At 68.4% G+C, this 19,781-nt stretch carries 17 protein-coding genes and 2 riboswitches; all 17 genes read right to left on the reverse strand.

Translation table 11 applies throughout. From position 1 onward, the window contains the following. Positions 1–65 precede the first annotated feature (65 nt). Complete coding sequence (locus tag OJI97_RS15870) at positions 66–404, reverse strand: hypothetical protein (RefSeq protein ID WP_297665060.1); 339 nt, start codon at positions 402–404, stop codon at positions 66–68. After that, positions 401–1,954, reverse strand: coding sequence for an aminomethyl-transferring glycine dehydrogenase subunit GcvPB (gcvPB, locus tag OJI97_RS15875; protein ID WP_297665234.1), 1,554 nt, complete (start codon positions 1,952–1,954; stop codon positions 401–403). The genes OJI97_RS15870 and gcvPB overlap by 4 nt, the downstream gene beginning before the upstream one ends. A 32-nt stretch (positions 1,955–1,986) precedes the next feature. Further along, positions 1,987–3,345 carry an aminomethyl-transferring glycine dehydrogenase subunit GcvPA gene (gene gcvPA, locus OJI97_RS15880; protein ID WP_297665061.1) on the reverse strand — a complete coding sequence of 453 codons (1,359 nt, stop codon included), beginning with the start codon at positions 3,343–3,345 and terminating at the stop codon, positions 1,987–1,989. Positions 3,346–3,348: 3 nt separating this feature from the next. After that, the gene (locus OJI97_RS15885; protein ID WP_297665062.1) at positions 3,349–4,170 is read right to left on the reverse strand and encodes a glycosyltransferase; all 822 of its coding nucleotides are present in this window, start codon (positions 4,168–4,170) and stop codon (positions 3,349–3,351) included. Between the two features lie 45 nt (positions 4,171–4,215). Further along, complete coding sequence (gene gcvH / locus OJI97_RS15890; protein ID WP_297665064.1) at positions 4,216–4,587, reverse strand: glycine cleavage system protein GcvH; 372 nt, start codon at positions 4,585–4,587, stop codon at positions 4,216–4,218. A 3-nt stretch (positions 4,588–4,590) separates the two neighbouring features. After that, a complete protein-coding gene (gene gcvT, locus OJI97_RS15895) occupies positions 4,591–5,724 on the reverse strand; it encodes a glycine cleavage system aminomethyltransferase GcvT (RefSeq protein ID WP_297665066.1) in 1,134 nt (377 codons plus the stop codon). A 53-nt stretch (positions 5,725–5,777) separates the two neighbouring features. Continuing rightward, positions 5,778–5,884, reverse strand: a riboswitch (glycine riboswitch). After that, positions 5,885–5,982: riboswitch (glycine riboswitch) on the reverse strand. Between the two features lie 59 nt (positions 5,983–6,041). Then, positions 6,042–6,686 carry an NAD-dependent dehydratase gene (locus tag OJI97_RS15900; protein ID WP_297665068.1) on the reverse strand — a complete coding sequence of 215 codons (645 nt, stop codon included), beginning with the start codon at positions 6,684–6,686 and terminating at the stop codon, positions 6,042–6,044. A 393-nt stretch (positions 6,687–7,079) separates the two neighbouring features. Then, on the reverse strand, positions 7,080–8,252 hold the full coding sequence (locus tag OJI97_RS15905; RefSeq protein ID WP_297665070.1) for a deoxyguanosinetriphosphate triphosphohydrolase: 1,173 nt from the start codon (positions 8,250–8,252) through the stop codon (positions 7,080–7,082). Then, a complete protein-coding gene (locus OJI97_RS15910; protein WP_297665072.1) occupies positions 8,249–10,048 on the reverse strand; it encodes an SPOR domain-containing protein in 1,800 nt (599 codons plus the stop codon). The genes OJI97_RS15905 and OJI97_RS15910 overlap by 4 nt, the downstream gene beginning before the upstream one ends. 83 nt (positions 10,049–10,131) lie before the next feature. Then, positions 10,132–11,601 carry a cell division protein FtsZ gene (ftsZ, locus tag OJI97_RS15915; protein WP_297665074.1) on the reverse strand — a complete coding sequence of 490 codons (1,470 nt, stop codon included), beginning with the start codon at positions 11,599–11,601 and terminating at the stop codon, positions 10,132–10,134. Positions 11,602–11,752: 151 nt separating this feature from the next. Continuing rightward, entirely contained in the window at positions 11,753–13,009 is a 1,257-nt protein-coding gene (gene ftsA, locus OJI97_RS15920; protein WP_297665076.1) for a cell division protein FtsA, read from the reverse strand. Between the two features lie 3 nt (positions 13,010–13,012). Then, a complete protein-coding gene (locus OJI97_RS15925) occupies positions 13,013–13,954 on the reverse strand; it encodes a cell division protein FtsQ/DivIB (protein WP_297665078.1) in 942 nt (313 codons plus the stop codon). Next, positions 13,951–14,874 carry a D-alanine--D-alanine ligase gene (locus OJI97_RS15930; protein ID WP_297665080.1) on the reverse strand — a complete coding sequence of 308 codons (924 nt, stop codon included), beginning with the start codon at positions 14,872–14,874 and terminating at the stop codon, positions 13,951–13,953. The genes OJI97_RS15925 and OJI97_RS15930 overlap by 4 nt, the downstream gene beginning before the upstream one ends. Then, on the reverse strand, positions 14,871–15,767 hold the full coding sequence (gene murB, locus OJI97_RS15935; RefSeq protein ID WP_297665082.1) for a UDP-N-acetylmuramate dehydrogenase: 897 nt from the start codon (positions 15,765–15,767) through the stop codon (positions 14,871–14,873). The genes OJI97_RS15930 and murB overlap by 4 nt, the downstream gene beginning before the upstream one ends. Positions 15,768–15,918: 151 nt before the next feature. Then, positions 15,919–17,352, reverse strand: coding sequence for a UDP-N-acetylmuramate--L-alanine ligase (gene murC / locus OJI97_RS15940; protein WP_297665084.1), 1,434 nt, complete (start codon positions 17,350–17,352; stop codon positions 15,919–15,921). After that, positions 17,352–18,533, reverse strand: a complete 1,182-nt coding sequence (murG, locus tag OJI97_RS15945) for an undecaprenyldiphospho-muramoylpentapeptide beta-N-acetylglucosaminyltransferase (protein WP_297665085.1) — start codon at positions 18,531–18,533, stop codon at positions 17,352–17,354. The genes murC and murG overlap by 1 nt, the downstream gene beginning before the upstream one ends. 10 nt (positions 18,534–18,543) lie before the next feature. Beyond that, positions 18,544–19,779 (reverse strand): FtsW/RodA/SpoVE family cell cycle protein, encoded by a 1,236-nt coding sequence (locus OJI97_RS15950; RefSeq protein ID WP_297665087.1) that lies wholly within the window; start codon positions 19,777–19,779, stop codon positions 18,544–18,546. Positions 19,780–19,781 lie beyond the last annotated feature (2 nt).

Below are 19,781 nucleotides of genomic sequence, written 5' to 3' on the forward strand. Positions count from 1 at the left end.
AAAACGCCCTGGATTGCTTCGCTTCGCTCGCAATGACGGATATCTGAAACTGACATTATTGCGTGCTAAATCACCGCGCCCAGCCCGAAGAGCAGGATGCCGCCGAACAGTGCGATCAGGCCGGCCGTCAGGATCAGCAGCGTCATCCGCGCCGCGGGCAGTCGCCGCGTCGCGAAGAAGGCCGCCGTTAGCCCGACCCCCAGCGCGATCAGCGGCGCATAGAGAAAGGCCCAGTCATAGCTGAAGTCGCGGCGGACGCGGACCAGCGCCCATTGTTCGACGACCAGCCCGTAGAGCGTGATCGCTGCCAGCCAGATCGCGACGAAGACGACCGCGAACAGCGCCCCGCCGGCGAGGCAGCCGGCGCCAGGGCGCTTCGCCGCGCGGTCGTCGGCGCCGGTCAACTGCCGCCGATCTCGCTCAGCGACGGCGTGCCCGGCGCCACCTCGGGCTCACTCCACGCGAGCACGGGTTTCCGCGCCGCGAGCGTTTCGTCGAGCCGGGCGCGCGGGGCGAAATGCGGCGCCGATTTGAGCGCCGGGTCGCCGTTCTTCGCGCGCAGCGCGATGCTACGCAGCGCGCCGATGAACTGGTCGAGCACCGCCTTACTCTCGGTCTCGGTCGGTTCGATCAGCATCGCGCCATGGACGACGAGCGGGAAGAAGACCGTCATCGGATGATAGCCCTCGTCGATCAGCCCCTTGGCGACGTCGAGCGTCGAGAAGCCTTCGGCCAGCCCGCGGTCGCTGAACAGCGCCTCGTGCATGCACGGCCCCGAAGCCGCGAACGGCGCGTCGAGCACATCCTCGAGGCTGCGTAGCACATAGTTCGCGTTGAGCACGGCATCCTCGGCAACCTGCTTGAGCCCGTCGGCGCCGTGGCTGAGGATATAGGCAAGCGCGCGGGTGAACATGCCCATCTGGCCGTGAAAGGCGGTCATGCGGCCAAAGGTCTGCGGATGATCCTCGCCCGCATTCTCCTCCTCGATCAGCCGGAAGCGACCGTCTTCGCTGGTGACGAAAGGCAGCGGCGCGAAGGGCGCGAGCGCCTCCGACAGCACCACCGGCCCCGAACCCGGACCGCCGCCGCCGTGCGGGGTCGAGAAGGTCTTGTGCAAGTTGATGTGCATCGCGTCGACGCCCAGGTCGCCGGGGCGGACGCGCCCGACGATCGCGTTGAAATTGGCGCCGTCGCAATAGACATAGCCGCCCGCCGCGTGGACCGCGTCCGAAATCGCCTTCATCTCGCGCTCGAACAGGCCGCATGTGTTGGGGTTGGTGATCATCACCCCCGCGACGTCGGGGCCGAGCCGTGCTTTCAGCGCCGTGAGGTCGACGCGGCCTTCGCCGGTCGCCGGAATATCCTCGACGGCGAAGCCCGCGAAGGCGGCGGTGGCGGGGTTGGTGCCGTGCGCGCTTTCGGGGACGAGGATGACGCGGCGGTCCTCGCCGCGCGCTTCCAAGGCCGCCTTGATGCAGAGGATGCCGCAAAGCTCGCCATGCGCGCCCGCCTTGGGCGACATGGCAACGCTGTGCATCCCGGTGAGCGTGATCAGCCATTCGGCGAGTTCGTGGATCACCGCATAGGCGCCCTGCACCGTTTCCTGCGGCTGGAGCGGGTGGACGTCGGCGAACCCCGGCATCCGCGCGACCTTTTCGTTGAGGCGCGGGTTGTGCTTCATCGTGCAGCTTCCGAGCGGGAAGAGGCCGAGGTCGATCGCATAATTCTGCCGCGACAGGCGCGTATAGTGGCGCACCGTTTCCGACTCGCTGAGCCCCGGCAGGCCGATCGGCGCCGAGCGCGCGAGCGTGCCGAGGTCGGCGGCGGGGGCCGCCTCGTCGAAATCGACGCCGGTCGTCTCGCTGCCGCCGATCTCGAAGATCAGCGGTTCCTCGAGCATCAGCGCGCGGTTGCCGGTGAAGGTCGTCGTGTCGTCGACGCCGCCGGCGTTCATTTCGGGGCGCCACCCGGCGCGGTTGAGCGCGGTCATGCCAGCACCTCCTTCAGCGCCGCGGCAAAGGCGGCGATATCCTCTTCGGTGACAGTCTCGGTCACCGCGACGACGAGCCCGTTCGCGAGCGCGTCATTGTCCGGGTAGAGGCGGCCAAGCGAAACGCCGCCGAGAATGCCCTTTTCCGCCAGTTCGTGAATGACGGGCCGCGCCGCCTTGGGCAGGACCAAGGTGAACTCGTTGAAGAAGCCGCTGTTCAGCAGCGACACGCCCGGCACCTTCGCCAGTTCGGCGGCGGCGGCCTGCGCGCGGCCGTGATTGATCCCCGCCAAATGGCGGAGGCCCGCCTCGCCCAGCAGGGTCATGTGGATGCTGAATGCCAGCGCGCAAAGCCCCGAATTGGTGCAGATATTGCTCGTCGCCTTCTCGCGCCGGATATGCTGCTCGCGGGTCGAGAGCGTCAGCACGAAGCCGCGCTTGCCATTGGCGTCGGCGGTCTCGCCGCAGAGGCGGCCCGGCATCTGACGGACATATTTGGCCTTGCAGCCGAACAGGCCGAGATAAGGCCCGCCGAACTGCAACCCGACGCCGATCGACTGCCCCTCGCCGACGACGATGTCGGCGCCCATCTCGCCGGGCGCCTTGATCAGGCCGAGCGCGACGGGTTCGGTCACCACCGCGATCAGCAGCGCGCCCGCGGCCTGGCAGGCGCTCGCGAGCGCGGCCATGTCGTCGATACGGCCGAGGATGTCGGGATATTGGACGACGACGCAGCTCACCTCCTTGTCGACCGCCGCCGCGAGCGCGGCCCAGTCGGTGCCGGGAACGAGCGCCGGATCGCCATCGACGAGCACATCGCCGGTATAGTTCGCCATGGTCCGCGCAACGCTGCGATAATGCGGATGGAGCCCGGTCGAGAGCAAGGCCTTGCCGCGCCGCGTGACGCGCCGCGCCATGACGATCGCTTCCCAGCAGGCGGTCGAGCCGTCGTACATCGACGCATTGGCGACATCGGTGCCGAGCAGGCGCGCGACCTGGCTCTGAAATTCGAACAGCATCTGCAGCGTGCCCTGCGCGATTTCGGGCTGATAGGGGGTGTAGGCAGTCAGGAACTCGCCGCGCTGGATCAGATGGTCGACGCTCGCCGGGACATGGTGGCGATAGGCGCCCGCGCCGAGGAAGAAGGGCCCGTCGCCCGCCGCCATGTTCCGCCGCGCGAGTGCCGCCATATGGCGCTCGACCGCAAGCTCGCTGGCATGATCGGGAAGCCCGGCGATCGCGCCGTCGAGCCGCGCTTCGGCGGGCACATCGACGAACAGATCGTCGATCGACGCGGCGCCGACGGCGGCGAGCATCGCCGCGCGGTCGTCGCTGGTAAGGGGAAGATAACGCATGAACTACTCCGTGGAAGAAGCGGAATGGACGGCAAAAAGCTGGGCGAGGTCGGGAAGCGATCCCGCGAAGATCGCGGGGCCGCTGTGCGTCGTGCGCACCCACGGCGCGAGCCAGATGCGGAAACCCGCGTCGCGCGCGCGGCGGCAAAAGGCATAGTCGTCGGACAGCAATTCGCGGCTGTCGGGGTCGATCATCGGCAGGAAGAAGCTCTGCTCGCTGTCGGCGACGCCGTGCGCGGCACGCTCGCCGGGGTCGGTGCGAAAGGCGAGTTCGGGATGCCGCGCGGCCAGCCCGTCGAGCACGTCGCGGCGGATCAGCATCATCCCCGTCCCGGCGCGCGTCAGCTCGACAAGGTCGGTCAGCGCAAAACGCTGGTCCCGATGCACGAAATGCAGCGCGAACTCGCCGCCGAAGCGCGCAAGCTCGCCGGGATCGTCCTTCGCCATCCCTTGCTCGACCGCGCGCGCGACGTTGGACCAGTTCATGATCCTCCGCGGACAAGCCGCGCCAAGGATCGCGCAGTCCTCCTGCTCACGCATCGCCGCCAGCATCGAAAAGACGTCGTCGGCCGCGAAATCGATATCGGCGTCGACGAACAGCAGATGCGTACAGTCGCTGGCGCGGAAGATCGCCGCCAGCAGATCGCGCGCGCGGGTGATCGACGCCTGATAGAGGATGAACTCGAACCGCACGGCAATGCCCGCCGCCTGCGCCTTCAGTGCGAGGTCGAGCGCGGCGCGGACATAGCTGCCCTGCGCCCCGTCATAGATGGGCGTCGCCACCATCAGGCGACAATCGGCGAGGGCGGCGTCGGAAACGCTCATCGAAGCCTCCAAGGCCCCTCCCGCAAGCGGGAGGGGTGAAAGCGGTCAAAGATCGGCGATGAAGGCCTTATAGGCTTCGGCATTCATCAGGCCGTCGAGCTGGCTCTTGTCGCTCAGCGTCATGCGGAAGAACCAGCCTTCGCCCTCGGGGTCGCTGTTGACGAGCGCCGGGTCCTCTTCGAGCTGGCCGTTGCCCTCGGTCACCACGCCGTCGACCGGCGCATAGACGTCGCTGGCGGCCTTGACCGATTCGACGACCGCGGCGTCGCCGCCCGCGGCCAGTTCGGCGCCGGTGTCGGGAACCTCGACGAACACGATGTCGCCAAGCTGGCTCTGCGCGAAGTCGGTGATGCCGACCGTCGCGACGTCGCCGTCGACATCGACCCATTCATGCTCTTCGGTATAATAACGCGGCATCGGTCAGCCTCCCTGTTTGCGGACATAGTTATGGGGAACGAACGGCATGGCGGCGACGGTGCACGGCACGCGCTTGCCGCGCACTTCGGCGGCGATCGCGGTGCCGGGCGCCGCGTGGTCGCGCGGCACATAGCCCATCGCGATCGGCGCGCCGACGCTGGGGGCAAAGCCGCCCGAGGTCACGACGCCGATTTCGGTGTTACCGTCGAACAGCTTCGCGCCTTCACGCACCGGCAGCTTGCCGTCGACGAGCAGGCCGACGCGCCGACGCGGCGGGCCATCGGCAAGGTGACCGAGAATGCGCGCGGCGCCAGGGAAATTCGCTTCTTCGCGGCGGCGCTTGCCGATCGCGAAACCAAGGTCGCCCTCGACCGGATCAGTGTCTTCGCTGAGGTCGTGGCCGTAGAGGGGAAGTCCCGCTTCGAGCCGCAGGCTGTCGCGCGCGCCGAGCCCGATCGGTTTCACCTCGTCCATCGCGCACAGCGCGTCGGCGAAGGCAGCGAGCGCTTCGTTCGGAAGCGAGATTTCAAAGCCGTCCTCGCCGGTATAGCCCGAGCGGCTGAGCGCGATCGCATGGCCGTTCCACGTCGCGCGCGCGGCCTGCATGAACACCATATCCGCGCATTCGGGCACCAGCCGCGCCAGTGCGTCAGCCGCCTTCGGCCCCTGGAGCGCGAGCAGGCCATAATCCTCGTTGTGATTGAGGGTGACGTCGTCGGGAAGATTTTCGCGAAGATAGCCGATGTCGTCCCACTTCACCGCGCCGTTGACCACGACGCCGAGCTGGTCGCCCTCATTGGTGACCATCAAATCGTCCAGAATCCCGCCGTCCTCGCCGAGCAGCAGCGAATAGCGCATCCGGCCGGGCTTCAACGCCGCGATGTCGCCGGGAACGAGCGTTTCGAGCGCCGCCGCGACATTTTCGCCCGAAAGGCTGAGCTGCCCCATGTGGCTGACGTCGAACAGGCCCGCATTGTCGCGCGTCCACTGATGTTCGGCCATGATGCCTTCATATTGGATCGGCATCCAATAGCCGGCGAATTCGACCATTCGGCCGCCGCGCGCGCGGTGCCAGGCGTCGAGCGGCAGCGTCGCGGTGGGGACCGCTTCCTCGCCCGTAAAGTCCGTTTCGGTCATGTCAGTCTCCCGCGGTTGACATGGCAAGGCGCGGCCCGATGCCGTCCTGTCGCCATGCCCCCTCTGTCACGGGAACCTGAGAGTTTTCCCCCGATGATTCGGGGTTACCCCTTCGGTGGCCCCGGCGAATTCCGCCGGAACGCTTTCCAGAGTGTCCACTCCAGCCTGCGCGGTCCGTTGACCTGAGAGTTTCCGGGGCGGTTGCTCCTTCGGTGGCGGCGCAGGTCGCCCTGCCCCGCGCTCTCCCGCGCGGCCGGCCGAATCTCCGCAAGGAGGCCCGACAGACGCCCGAGCCTTGGCGTCGCCTTTTTACGGAGTCAATCGGCGAGCGCGCGGATCGCGTCGTTTTCGTGGATATAGACGCCGGACGCCCGCTCGCCGGTCAGCCGGGCAATCGCCTGCGCGACCCTTTCGGCGGGAATCGAGCGATAGCGGCGCAGCGATCCGTGAAGCAGCGCATCGGTCAGCGGCGCCGCGGCCATCGCAATTCCCTCGCCCAGCCGCGGCAGCCCCGCGCGGTTCCCGGTCAACAGACCAGGGCGAAGCAGGTCGAGCCGGTCGAACCCCAGCGCGCGAAGCCCATCCTCGACCTCACCCTTGGTCCGCAGATAGAAATTGGAGGCTTTCGCTGACGCCCCGACGCTGCTGACCGCGATCATCTGCCGCACCCCCGCCTCTTTCGCGGCGCGCGCGCAGGCGAGAAGCAGATCATGATCGACGGCGCGAAACGCCGCCTGCGATCCCGCCTGCCGGATCGTCGTGCCGAGGCAGGAGATCAGCGTCGCGGGCCGCCGGTCGGCGATGAGCGCGGGCCATTGCTCGCTAGGCGCAACGATAATTTCCCGCTGCGACGACGGATCGTCGGGCGCGCGGCGGCTGAGGATCGTCGCGGCGACCGACCGCGCCACGATGCCGCCGACAAGGCCGGTTGCACCGATCAGCAGGATGTCGGGTGACGCCATAGCCCGATCCTAAGCCGCGCCGCGCCCGATTGGCAATGTGGGCTCCGGGTTATTTTCGCGCAGAGAACGCAGAGTTCGCGGAGATCAGGTGAAAAGGATTCACGCGGAGACGCGGAGGCGCGGAGAGATTCTGCGGCTCCCTCCACTTTCGTCATTCCCGCGAAAGCGGGAACCCAGCGTAACGAAAGAACCAGCGCGGCAGCGCCGTATCCGAAAACCGCAATTCGGCCCCGACTTGCGCAGAAGGGACATGGGCTGGCGAAGCGCCAAAACCTTTGGCTGGGTTCCCGCTTTCGCGGGAATGACGAAAGTGGGAGATCGCCAAATCTTTCCGCGTCTCCGCGTCTCCGCGTGAACAAATCTCTGCGCACTCTGCGTTCTCTGCGCAACCGATCACGCGTGCGCCAGCGCCCCCGGCACCGCCCCGCGGCCGAAAATCTCCGCGAAGCGGTCGATCGCGAAGCGGTCGGTCATGCCCGCGATATAGTCGCCGATATGGCGCACCGTCGCCCCCTCCCCTTCGGGCAGGCGCGAGGCCCAGTCCTCGCCCATCAGGCGCGGGTCGGCGGCGTAGGCGTCGAACAGGCGCGACACCACCTCCTTTGCCCCCACCGCCGCCTCGATCTGCGACGGGTGGTGATAGAGATTCGCATACATGAAGCGCTTGAGGTCGCGTTCCTGCCGCGCGAGGTCGCCCGAGAAAGCCCCGAGGGTGCGACCCGCCGCGCGCACCTCGCCGGCGCTCGCCACCCCGGCGGCGGCGACATTCGCTTCGGTCGTGGCGATCACATCGTTGACCATCACGCCGATCTGGTCGCGCACCAGTTCGCGCAGCAAGCGGTCGCGCGGCGCGCCGGGAAAGCGCCCCTCGACCGCGCGGTAATTGGCGGCGACGAACGGCTGGTCCATCAACTGGTCGAGCGTCAGCAGCCCCGCGCGCAGCCCGTCGTCGATGTCGTGATTGTCATAGGCGATGTCGTCGGCCACCGCCGCGACCTGCGCCTCGAGGCTGGCGTGGCTTGCAAGGTCGAGCGGAAATTCGCGGTCGATCTCGACCAGCGCCCAGCCGGGATGGCGCACGGGGCCGTTATGCTTGGCGAGCCCCTCCAGCGTCTCCCAGCTCAGGTTCAGCCCGTCGAAACGCGGATAGGGGCATTCGAGCCGCGCCAAGGTCCGCAGCGTATGGCCATTATGGTCGAAGCCGCCATGCCCCGCCATCGCGGCCTTCAGCGCATCCTCGCCCGCATGGCCGAAGGGCGGATGGCCGATGTCGTGCGCAAGGCACAGCGCCTCGGTCAGATCCTCGTTGAGGCCGAGCGCGCGGGCGATGCCGCGGCCGATCTGCGCGACCTCGATACTGTGGGTCAGGCGGACGCGGTAATGATCGCCGTCGGGGGCGACGAAGACCTGCGTCTTATGGCGCAGGCGGCGAAAGGCGATCGAGTGGATGATGCGGTCGCGGTCGCGCTGGAACGCGTCGCGCGGGCCGCGCACGACGCGGCCCGGTTCCTCGTGGCGGCGGCCGCGGCTCTGCGCCGGATTGCTGGCGCAGGCGGCGACGCTCATTTGACCGGGTCGACGCTCTGGCCGGCGTCGCTGTTGAACAGGAAACCGTCGCCGCCCGCCTTCTTGTAGTCGCCGAGCCAGTCCTGCGCCGTCGCGCGATCCTTGAACGGCCCGACGAGCAGGCGCCGCGTCCTGCCCCATTCGGTCGTCGCGGCCGATTTCCCCTTGAACAGCGCCGCGTTCTTCTTCGCGAACCGGTCATAGTCGAACGCCAGCGCCTTGGCATTGGCGCCGGTCGCGATCTGCACCCAGGTGCGCGCGGGATTGGCCTTCTTTTCGGCCGCTTCGGCCTTGGCCTTCGCTTCGGCCTCGGCTTTCGCCTTGGCGGCCGCCTCTTCCTTCTCGCGCTTCGCTTCTTCGGCGGCGTCGGCGCGCTTCTTGTCCTCGCGCAGCCTGGCGAGCACGTCGGCGCCGATCGCGTTGTCGGGCCGCGCCATTTCCTCGGGCGGAATCTCGATCGAACTGGCGATGGCCGCGAGCGAGGCCAGCGGCGCCTCGGGCGTCACGGCGCTTCCCGCGGGCGCGATCGATGGCGGCGGCGGCATGGGGGCGGCCGCCGGAGCCGGCGCGGGCCGCCCGACATCGGCGATCGAAAAACCGGGGCCGACGGGGGTCGACGACTGCACGGGGTTCGTGCCGATCGGGGCGACGGATGCGGCCGCCGCCGGAGCAGGCGCGGCCACCGTTGCGGCGGGCGGGTCCGCCCTGACGGGGACGGGAGACGGACTTGCGGCGGCGGGGGCTGGCTTGTCCACGGCAGGCGGCCGCGCCGCCGGCGCCCGCGATGCCGCGACGGAAGCGGGTTTGGAAGCGGCTGGCCGCGGCGTCGGCGTCGCTGCCGGAACCGGCGCCGGTTTGGGCTTCGGCGTGGCCGCCACCGGCGGCCGGCTGCGCTCCGACCGTCTGCCCGCCTCGGTCGCAGGCGGGGAAGGCGATGGCGGCGGCGGGGTCGCGGCGGCGACCTGCACCGGCCTCCGGCGCGGGCCGAGCTCGCCGCTCGGGAAGCGGCCGAAATGCGCGGCGGCGGCCTGCTGCGCCGGGTTGAGCCGGTCCATCTGCGTCAGATAGGGCAGGATATTCTGCGCGAGCGCCGGGGGCATCGTCGCATTGACGATCTCGGTCGCCTCGGCATCGCGGCCGTTCATCGCCAGGATCATCGCGCGCAACCGCCACGCCGCGCGATCCTGCGCGCGAAGCTGCGGGGTCAGCAACTGCACCGCCCGGTCGGCTTCGCCGCTGATCCCGAGCGAGAGCGCATAGCGGCGCGTCACCTCGTCATTGGGGGCGATCGACAGCGCGAGCTGATAGTCGCGCTGCGCCGCATCCTGCTGTCCCAGCAGGTCGCGGGCGAGGCCGCGGTCGGCGAGAAAAAGCCGCTCGGGCGCGCCAAGAAGCTGCGCTTCGCCGAAATAGTCGAGCGCGCGCGTCGGGCTTTCCATATGGACCATCGCCGAGCCGAGCGCCGCCTTGACCGCGCCGTCACGCGGGCTCGCCTGCTCGGCGCGGGTCAGGAAGCCGACCGCGGCGCGATAATCCTCGAGCTCGTTCGAAGCGCGCCCGGCATCGAGCAGCGCCGCGGCATCATTGCTGTTCGTCGCCAGCCGCCCGAGCGCCGACGACAGCAGGGTTCGCGCCGCGGTGCGCTTGTCCATCGCCGCTTTCGTCGCCGCATCGGGCGTCGCCGCCTGAAAGGCGAGCGCAGGCGTGGCGATCGCGCTCGTCAGCAGCAGCGCGCCCGCCGCCGCCGCCAGGCGCCGGGCCCGTCCGGGTCCGGCGGCCCAACCCTGTCGCCGCATCGCTTTCCATGGCCGCAAGGGCACGTCAGATCATCCCGATTTCAGGCCCGCCTTGCCCGGAGCAACGGCCGCTTACTGCCCTGTTACTGGTTGTTCTGGCGTCCGAGGAAGCGCGGGATGTCGACCCCGTCCTCCTTGCCCTCTTCGCGGTCGGCGGTCGAACCGCGCGACAGGCGCGACATGCGCTCGAACAGCGTTCCACCACCGAGCGCGCGCGCAGGCGCATCCTCGGCAGGTGCGGCGTGCGGAGCGGCTTCGGCAGCCGGAGCGGCAGGTTGATAGCCGGTCGGAGCTTCGGGCTCGCTGAGCACCAGCTCGTCGGCGGTATCGTCATAGCGCGCCGCGACCTGCGAGAGCTCCATCGGTTCTTCCTCGGCAACGGCCTCGGCAGGCGCCTCGGCCTGCGGCGCGTCGCCGAGCGAGAAGCCGGGGGCCGGGTCATTGTCGGCTTCGACAGGAGCCTCGACCGGCGCTTCGGGCGCGGCCGCCTCGACAGGTTCCTCAGCGACCGGAGCCGGTGCGACGGTGCGCGCGGGCTGGAACGAGAAGCTGCGCGTCGCGGGCGCCGCCTGCGCCGACGTGTCGCCGGTGCTGTCGATGCCGGTCGCGACGACCGACACGCGAATCTTGCCGTCGAGATTGTCGTTGAAGGCGCTGCCCCAGATGATGTTCGCGTCGGGATCGACCAGTTCGCGGATATGGTTCGCGGCCTCGTCGACTTCCATCAGGCGCATGTCCTCGCCGCCGGTGATCGAGATGATGACGCCCTTTGCGCCTGCCATCGACACGCCGTCGAGCAGCGGGTTGGCGATCGCCTTTTGCGCCGCCTCGAGCGCGCGGCCGTCGCCTTCGGCTTCGCCGGTGCCCATCATCGCCTTGCCCATTTCGCGCATAACGCTGCGCACGTCGGCGAAGTCGAGGTTGATGAGGCCGGGCATGACCATCAGGTCGGTGATGCCGCGTACGCCCTGCTGAAGCACTTCGTCGGCCATGGTGAACGCTTCCTTGAAGGTCGTGTTCGGGTTGGCGACGAGGAAGAGATTCTGGTTCGGAATGACGATCAGCGTGTCGACATGGTCCTGAAGCTCGGCAATGCCGGCCTCGGCCGACCGCATACGGCGCTGGCCCTCGAAGGTGAAGGGCTTGGTCACGACGCCGACGGTCAGGATGCCGCGGTCGCGCGCCGCCTTGGCGATCACCGGCGCCGCGCCGGTGCCGGTGCCGCCGCCCATGCCGGCCGCGACGAAGCACATATGCGCGCCGTTCAGCGCTTCCTCGACCTGGCTGATGCTTTCCTCGGCCGCCGCGCGCCCGACCTCGGGCCGCGAGCCCGCGCCCAGACCCTGCGTGATCTGCGTGCCGAGCTGGATACGCCGCTCCGCCGGCGAGGCGTTGAGCGCCTGCGCGTCGGTGTTGGCAACGACGAAATCGACGCCCTCGACCCGCGCGGCGATCATGTTTGCGATGGCATTGCCGCCCGCGCCGCCGACCCCGATGACCGCGATCCGCGGCTTCAGCTCATCGACCTGCGGCGGGCCAATATTGATGCTCATCAACCAATCTCCCTGTGCGGCGGACCTGCGCCGCGTCCCTCACCTTGCGACCCATCCGGACGTCAGTCCCACCGTCCGGGATTCTGTGACCGCATTGCACTATTGTGACGTGGGAATCACCCAAAAAATTAACCTTTCCCACGCCCGTCGTTCAAAAACTGCTTTTGAGAGCGGCCATCAATCGATTGATGATGCCCGCGTTCTTCGGCCGATAGACATCCTGCGCCATCATCGGCAGATCGCGCAGGTCCACCGGGTCCGACGCGGCATAGAGAACCAGACCCGCGAGCGTCGCGAAAGCCGGTCCGCCATGGGCATCGGGCAGGCCGTGCAGCCCGCGCGGCCGCCCGACGCGCGCGGCGCGGCCGAGCGCACTCTGCGTGTAGTCGGCGAGGCCTTTCAGGTCGGCGCCGCCGCCGACGAGCACGACCTGACGCCCGACCGGCCCGACGAAATGCAGGTCCTTCAGCGTCCGGCCGATGTCGCCCATCATCGCGTCGAGGCGCTGGCGGATCACCGCGACGAGCTGCGCCCGCGTGATGCGCGGCGAATCGCTGCCCGCAGGCGCGCCAGGATCGAGCTCGATGATCTCGTTATTGTCGCGCGGGGAAGCCGAGGCCGAGCCGTAGAAGCTCTGGAGCCGCTGCGCCTGGCTGCGGCGGATGCCGAAGGCCGAAGCGATGTCGTCGGTGATGTCGCTCGCGCCGAAGGGCAGCGACGCCATCTCGACGAGCATCCCGCCGGCATAGAGCGAGACGGTGGTGACCGCGGCGCCAAGCTCGACGAGCGCGACGCCGAGGTCGCGTTCCTCGTCCGACAGGCAGGCGAGCCCGGCGGCGATCGGCGAGGCGACGACGGCGTTGACGTCAAGATGCGCCTGCCGCACCGCCGCCTCCAGATTCCGCACCGGCGCGCCGTCGGCCATGATGATATGGATGTCGACGCCGAGCCGGTCGGCGTGGAGCCCGATCGGGTTCTTGACCCCGGTGAGCCCGTCGAGCGTATAGAGCGCGGGCTGGGCATGGAGGATCATCCGTCCCTCGGGATCGATCCCGGCGCGGCCGGCGGCGAGCAGGTCGTCGATATCCTCCTGCTCGATGCGGTGGCCGCCGAGCTCGCTCTCGATCGGCGCGACGTCGCTCAGCAGGCTGCCCGCCGAGAAGCTGACCCAGACATCGTCGATGTTGAGCCCCGCGATCCGTTCGGCCTGTTCGATCGCCTCGCGCACGATATGCTCGGTCTGCTCCATGTCGGCGACATAGCCGCGCTGGACGCCGCGGCTCTCGCGCTGGCCGGTGCCGAGGACGTGGAGCTGGCCGTCGGCGGTCTGCCCCGCGATCAGCGCGCAGACCTTCCACGAGCCGACGTCGAGCGCGGTGATGATCTTTTCGATGCGGGGCGGCGCCATGGCTTATCCCTTCTCCGCCGAAGCGGCGGCGGCAACGGCATCGGCCGCATCATGTGCATCGTCGAGCTTCGCGGGCGCCACCTGCCCTTCGTGCGGCAGGCGCAGCACGAAACGCGTGGGATCGCGCATATCGAAGCGCAGGATACCGCGGCCGAGCAGCCGGTTGGCGCCGTCCATATGCGCGAATTTGGCGAGCGCCGCCTTCGCCTCGACCTCGCCCTCGGGAAGCGACAGCGTCTCGCCGCTGCGGAAGCGCAAATCCCAGCGGCGGTTGCCGACCCAGGTCGCGCCCGCGAGCAATTCCTTCAGGGAGCTTGCCTCGGCCAGCAGCCGATCGAGATCCTGCGCACGGCGGTTCGCGTGCGGGCCGATGACGAGCGGCAGGTCGGGCATCGTCGCGACGCTGACGGGTTCGAGCACGACGCCCTTCGCGTCGATCAGCGACAGGCGATTATTATGCTGCCAGATCGCCGCCGGGGTGCGCTCGACGATGTCGACGACCAGCGTGTCGGGCAGGCGGCGCGAGACGCGCGCATCCTTGATCCAGCCATATTGCATCAGGTCGTGGCGGACATTTTCAAGGTCGACCGCCGCCATCGAGCGGTCTTTCTGCGCGAGCGCGATGTCATAGACCTTGAGCCGATCGATGCGGTCGGCGCCGACGACCTCGACCTTTTTGACCTGAAAGCCCGCGCGGCCGACCGCCTGCGCATATTCCTCGTGGATCTTCGCGGTCACGCCGGTCGCGTGGGCGGCGAGCGCGACCGCGGCGGCCAGGCCGATGCCGATCGTCCAGTTGGCGGCGCGCTGCAGCGTCGCGGGGCTGACGGGCAGCGCGTTGATCACCGCGTTCAACCGCGACTTCTGGATTTTCCGCCGCTTCTTCGGCGCGCGCGCGGGGCGGCGCGGGGGCGCCTTGCCGCGCTTGATCCGCGTGCTGCTCATAGGGCTTCCTCCACGATGCGCTCGACGAGTTCGGCATAGTCGATACCGATCGCGCGCGCCTGTTCGGGCACGAGGCTGAGCGGCGTCATGCCGGGCTGGGTGTTGACCTCCAGCAGATAGATGCCGGCAAGGCCGTGCTCGTCGTCCCAGCGAAAGTCGGAACGCGACGCGCCCTTGCAGCCGAGCAGCCGGTGCGCCTGGACCGCGAGGTCCTTCATCCGCTGCGCGATGTCGGCGGGAACTTCGGCGGGGCAGACATGCTGGGTCAGTCCCTCGGTATATTTGGCGTCATAGTCGTAGAAGCCCGACTTGACGCGCAGTTCGGTGACGCCGAGCGCCTGGTCGCCGAGCACCGCGACGGTCAGCTCGCGCCCCTTGATGAAAGGTTCGGCGAGCAAGCGGTCGAACTCCTGCCAGGGCCCCACCGCATCGCGCGCGATCGGGTTGCCGTAATTGCTGTCGTCCTTGACGATCGCGACCCCGACCGACGAGCCTTCGTTGACGGGTTTCAGCACATAGGGGCGCGGCAGCGGATCGACTGAAAACAGGCTTTCGCTGTCGACCATCGTCCCCGTCGGCATCGGCACACCATGCGGCACCAGCGCCTGCTTCGTCAATTCCTTGTCGATCGCGATCACCGAGGTGACGAGCCCGCTGTGGGTGTATTTGAGGCCCATCAGGTCAAGCATTCCCTGCACCGTCCCGTCCTCGCCCGGAACGCCGTGGAGCGCGTTGAACACGATGTCGGGCTTCGCCTCGGCGAGCCGCAGCGCGACATCGCGGTCCATGTCGATGCGCGTGACCTTGTGACCGCGGCTCTCGAGCGCATCGGCGATGTCCTTGCCGCTCATCAGCGACACCTCGCGCTCGGCCGACCAGCCGCCCATCAGGACGGCGACATGCCACGGACCCCGGCTCATACGGGCTTACCCACGCGTTGAATCTCCCATTGCAATGCGATGCCGCTCTTCGCCTTCACCCGGCGACGGACTTCCTCGCCGAGCGCCTCGATGTCGGCGCTCGTCGCATCGCCGGTGTTGATCAAAAAATTGGTGTGCTTCTCGCTGACCTGCGCGCCGCCGACCGCGAAGCCGCGGCACCCAGCCTCGTCGACGAGTTGCCACGCCTTGTATCCCTCCGGGTTCTTGAAGGTCGAACCGCCGGTCTTGGATCGCAAAGGCTGCGAGGCTTCGCGGCTCGCCGCGATGCGGTCCATTTCGGCCTGAATGGCTTCGCTCGCGCCGGGACGACCGCGGAAGGTCGCGCCGATCACCACCGCGCCCTCGGGCAATTCGCTGTGGCGATAGGTGTAGCCGAGGTCCGCGAGCGGCAGCGTCCGGCGCTCGCCCGAGCGCAAGACGACTTCAGCTTCGACCAATATGTCCTTGACCTCGCTGCCATAGGCGCCGCCGTTCATTCGCACGAAACCGCCGACGGTGCCGGGGATCGAGCGCAGAAATTCCAGCCCCGCGATGCCTGCGTCGCGCGCGGTCGAGGAAACCAGAATACCCGACGCGCCTCCGCCGCAGCGCAGCGTCGTCGTATCGATCGCTTCGACCTTGGCGAACGCCTTGCCGAGCCGGACGACGACGCCCGGAAAACCGCCGTCGCGGACGATCAGGTTCGAGCCGAGACCGAGCGCCATCACCGGAATCGCCGGATCGAGGTCGCGGAGAAAATCCGCGAGATCGTCAGCGTCCTTCGGCTCGAACAGCCAGTCGGCGGGGCCGCCCGACTTGAACCAGACGAGCGGCGCCAGCGGGGCCTTGGGGGTGAGCTTGCCGCGAACGCTGGGGACGGTTGCGGTGGTCATGCGCCGATCCTCCCCCAACGGGGGAGGGGGACCACCCGAAGGGTGGTGGAGGGGCACGGGAGGTCACACGCAGCGTTCGCCTGCCCGCGCCCCTCCACCATGCTTCGCATGGTCCCCCTCCCCGTTCCGGGGAGGATCGGGTGCATGCCGCTCACGTCGCCAACTCCACCGCCGCTGCCAGCCCCGCCGCGATCTTGGTGATGTCGCCGGCGCCGAGGCAGATGACCTTGTCGCCAGCACCAAGTTGACCCGCCTTCACGGCCTCGCCGATCGTCGCGGCCAGTGCATCGGCATCCGCGACGGTCGATGCATGACGATGCCCGCGGTCCTTCAATCCCGCGACCAGCGCGTCCGACGACACGCCGTCGATCGGGCTTTCGCCCGCCGCATAGACGGGCAGCGCGAGCACCATGTCGGCGTCGTTGAACGCCTGCTGGAAGTCGTCCATATGATCGCGAAGACGTGTAAATCGATGCGGCTGGACCGCCGCGACGACGCGCCCTGCCCCGGCACCCTCGCGCGCCGCCGACAGCACCGCGCGGATTTCGACGGGGTGATGGGCATAATCGTCGATCACCGTCACGACGCCACCCTCGGCGGCAATCTCGCCGACCTTGGTGAAGCGGCGCTTGACCCCGGCGAAGCCCTTGAAGCCCGACGCAATCCTGTCGTCGCTGACCCCCATATGCAGCGCCACCGCAATCGCCGCGAGCGCATTCTGGACATTGTGGCGCCCCGACATCGGCAAATGGATGCCCTCGATCGTCCGGCTGTTCCCGTCGCGGTCGCGCACGACGACGTCGAAGCGGTTGCCGTCGGGCCCCGGCGTCACATTGGTGCCGCGCACGTCGGCCTGCGCCGAAAAACCATAGGTGACGATGCGGCGGTCGCGGATGCGCGGGATGATCGCCTGCACCTCGGGATGATCGAGACAGAGCATCGCGGCGCCATAGAAGGGCACATTCTCGATGAATTCGACGAAGGCGCCCTTGATCGCGTCGAAGCTGCCATAATGGTCGAGATGTTCGGGATCGATGTTGGTGACGACCGCGATCGTGCCGTCGAGGCGCAGGAAGCTGCCGTCGCTCTCGTCGGCCTCGACCACCATCCAGTCCGACGCGCCGAGCCGCGCGTTCGAGCCGTAATTGTTGATGATGCCGCCGTTGATCACCGTCGGATCGACGCCGCCCGCATCGAGCAAGGCGGCAACGAGGCTGGTCGTCGTCGTCTTGCCGTGCGTCCCGGCGACCGCGACGGTCGATTTGAGGCGCATCAGTTCGGCCAGCATCTCGGCGCGGCGGACGATGGGGATGCGGTGCGCGAGCGCGGCCTCGACCTCCGGATTGCCGCGTTTGACCGCGGTCGAGGTGACGACGACCGCCACGCCCTCGACGTTCGCTGCTTCGTGCCCGATCGCGACCTTGATCCCGCGTTTCCGGAGGCCTTCGACGACATAGGAGTCGGCGATGTCGCTGCCCTGCACCTGATAGCCGAGATTGTGCATCACCTCGGCGATCCCCGACATGCCGATGCCGCCGATGCCGATGAAGTGGATGATGCCGATATCGGTCGCGACGCCGCGCATCAGGCGTCTCCCGCGCGGGTGGCGGCGATGCCGCCGGCGACGGCGGCGCGCGCCGGGGCGCCGACGCGGATCACGTCCATCATCGGCGGCGCGGCGAAGGATTCGACCAGGTCGGCAAGATCGCGCGTAGCATCGGGAAGCCCACAGCTCGCGGCGCGCTCGGCCGCCTCTTCGAGCGCACCGGGTTCGAGCGCCATGCGCTGGATATGCTTCGCGACCTCGGCGGCGGTGAAATCGGGCTGCTGGAAGGAAATTGCCCCGCCCGCCTGAACCATATCGACGACATTATAGGTCTGATGATCGTCCATCGCGTGCGGATAGGGAACGAAGATCGCGGGCCGCCCGGCGCAGGCGAGTTCGGCGACGGTCGAGGCGCCCGCGCGCGCGATCACCAGATGCGCCCAGCGCAGCCGCTCGGGAAAATCGGCGATATAGGGCGCGCATTCGGCGGCGACGCCGAGTTCGGCATATTTGGCGCGCACCGCCGCGATGTCGTCCTCGCGCGCCTGCTGCACGACCTGCAGGCGGTCGAGCAACGCGCGCGGCAGCATCGCGATGGCGGCGGGCACGACGTCGCTGAGCACCGTCGCGCCGAGACTGCCGCCGACCACGAGCAGGCGGAAGATGCCATCCTCGGGCAGCGGCGGGAAACCGTCCTCGCGGATCGCGATAATCTCGTCGCGCACCGGATTGCCGGTGATGTGGAGCTTCATCTCATGCCCGGCGGGGAAGCGCTGGATATTGTGGTAGGCGACCGCGACCGCATCGACGCGCGGCGCCATCATCCGGTTGACGCGGCCGAGCACCGCATTCTGTTCGTGGATCACGCGCGGCCGCTTCGTCGATCCCGCCGCGAGCAGGCTCGGAAGCGAGGGATAGCCGCCGAAGCCGACGACGACCGCGGGGTCGAAGGTGCGGATCAGGTCGATCGCTTGCCTGCGCCCCTTGCGGATCGCAAGCGCGGCCTTCACCCAGCCGATGGGGCCGCCATGGACGCGGCCGGCGGGCAGCACATGCGTTTCGAGTTCGGCAGGCGCGCCCGGAATCTTGAGGCCGCGGTCGTCGCTGACCAGCGCCACGCGGTGCCCGCGCGCAATCAATTCGCCCGCCAGGGCATAGGCGGGCAGCATGTGGCCGCCGGTCCCCCCGGCGGCGAGCAGAAAGTGGCGCGTTGCTGTCATGTTCGGGCGCTCATCGCTTGTTCCAGTTGCGGGTCATCGACACCCGCGCGGCATAGGGGTTTCGCCGGGTCAGCGACAAGAGCAAACCCATGCCGATCGACAGCGCGATGAAGGACGAGCCGCCATAGCTGATGAAGGGCAAGGTCATGCCCTTCGACGGGAAAAGCTGGGTGTTCACCGCCATGTTGATCGTCGCCTGCCCGCCGAACTGCGCGATCAGCCCGGCAACCGCGAGAATCTGGAAACTATCCTCCTCGTCGAGCAGGCGGACGAGAACGCGGACGATGATCGCGAGGAACAGGATCGCGATGGCGATGCAGGCGATGATCCCGAACTCCTCGCCGATGACCGAGAAGATATAGTCGGTGTGCGCTTCGGGCAGCTTGAACTTGGCGAGCCCCGCGCCGGGGCCGGTCCCGATCAGCCCGCCCGCGGTGATCGTCGCGTGCGCGCGATCCTCCTGAAAGCTGTCGCCCTCGCCGAACAGCCAGCTGTTGATGCGCTGGTTGGCGACCGAATAGGTGAAGTAAGCGACGACGAGTCCCGCGAAACCACCCGCCGCGAGAATGCCGATGATCCGCATCGAAAGCCCCGCGACCATCACCAGCACCAGCCAGGTGCCGAGGAAGATGATCGTCTGCCCGAGGTCGGGCTGGCCCATCAGCAATATGCCGATGATGCCGGTCAGCACGAAAGATAAAGGCACGACGGGCAGGCTCTGGTCATGCAGCCGCAGCGACAGGATCCACGCCAGCGACACCGCGAAGAAGGGTTTCAGGAATTCCGACGGCTGGAGGCGGAAGACGCCGCTGCCGATCCAGCGCTGCGCGCCGTTCACCGACGTGCCGATCAGCGGCACGAGGAACAGCAGGAAGAGGAAGGTGATGGTGCCGTAAATGGCGAAGCGCCGCGCCTGCGCCTTGGGCAGCATCGACACGCCGAGCATGACGGGCACGCCGACGATCACCCACATGAGCTGGCGATAGAAATAATAGAGCGGGTCGAGGCTGGCGGTCGTCGTCGACAGCTTTTGCGCCGCGACCGGCGACGCCGCCGCGACCGCGACCAGTCCGACCGCGATCAGCATCGAGACGAGCAGCAGCAGCACCCGGTCGATTTCCCAGAACCAGAGGCCGAGCGGCGTGCGGTCGGCGCGGCTGAGGCGCGGGCCGCGCCGCTTCGCCGTCCGCGTCGTCGCGGCGATGACCGGGCGTTCGGTCGCATTCATGTCGGTCCCCCCGCTCATAT

The organism is Sphingopyxis sp., assembly GCF_025869345.1.
In the GTDB taxonomy this organism is placed as follows: Bacteria; Pseudomonadota; Alphaproteobacteria; order Sphingomonadales; family Sphingomonadaceae; genus Sphingopyxis.

Coding starts and splice junctions, on each gene's coding strand:
- OJI97_RS15950 (WP_297665087.1), bottom strand. CDS start 19,779: ATGAGCGGGGGGACCGACATGAATGCGACCGAACGCCCGGTCATCGCC.
- gcvPB (WP_297665234.1), bottom strand. CDS start 1,954: ATGAACGCCGGCGGCGTCGACGACACGACGACCTTCACCGGCAACCGC.
- murG (WP_297665085.1), bottom strand. CDS start 18,533: ATGACAGCAACGCGCCACTTTCTGCTCGCCGCCGGGGGGACCGGCGGC.
- gcvH (WP_297665064.1), bottom strand. CDS start 4,587: ATGCCGCGTTATTATACCGAAGAGCATGAATGGGTCGATGTCGACGGC.
- murB (WP_297665082.1), bottom strand. CDS start 15,767: ATGACCACCGCAACCGTCCCCAGCGTTCGCGGCAAGCTCACCCCCAAG.
- ftsA (WP_297665076.1), bottom strand. CDS start 13,009: ATGGCGCCGCCCCGCATCGAAAAGATCATCACCGCGCTCGACGTCGGC.
- gcvPA (WP_297665061.1), bottom strand. CDS start 3,345: ATGCGTTATCTTCCCCTTACCAGCGACGACCGCGCGGCGATGCTCGCC.
- OJI97_RS15930 (WP_297665080.1), bottom strand. CDS start 14,874: ATGAGCCGGGGTCCGTGGCATGTCGCCGTCCTGATGGGCGGCTGGTCG.
- OJI97_RS15910 (WP_297665072.1), bottom strand. CDS start 10,048: ATGCGGCGACAGGGTTGGGCCGCCGGACCCGGACGGGCCCGGCGCCTG.
- OJI97_RS15925 (WP_297665078.1), bottom strand. CDS start 13,954: ATGAGCAGCACGCGGATCAAGCGCGGCAAGGCGCCCCCGCGCCGCCCC.
- murC (WP_297665084.1), bottom strand. CDS start 17,352: ATGCGCGGCGTCGCGACCGATATCGGCATCATCCACTTCATCGGCATC.
- gcvT (WP_297665066.1), bottom strand. CDS start 5,724: ATGACCGAAACGGACTTTACGGGCGAGGAAGCGGTCCCCACCGCGACG.
- OJI97_RS15885 (WP_297665062.1), bottom strand. CDS start 4,170: ATGAGCGTTTCCGACGCCGCCCTCGCCGATTGTCGCCTGATGGTGGCG.
- OJI97_RS15900 (WP_297665068.1), bottom strand. CDS start 6,686: ATGGCGTCACCCGACATCCTGCTGATCGGTGCAACCGGCCTTGTCGGC.
- ftsZ (WP_297665074.1), bottom strand. CDS start 11,601: ATGAGCATCAATATTGGCCCGCCGCAGGTCGATGAGCTGAAGCCGCGG.
- OJI97_RS15905 (WP_297665070.1), bottom strand. CDS start 8,252: ATGAGCGTCGCCGCCTGCGCCAGCAATCCGGCGCAGAGCCGCGGCCGC.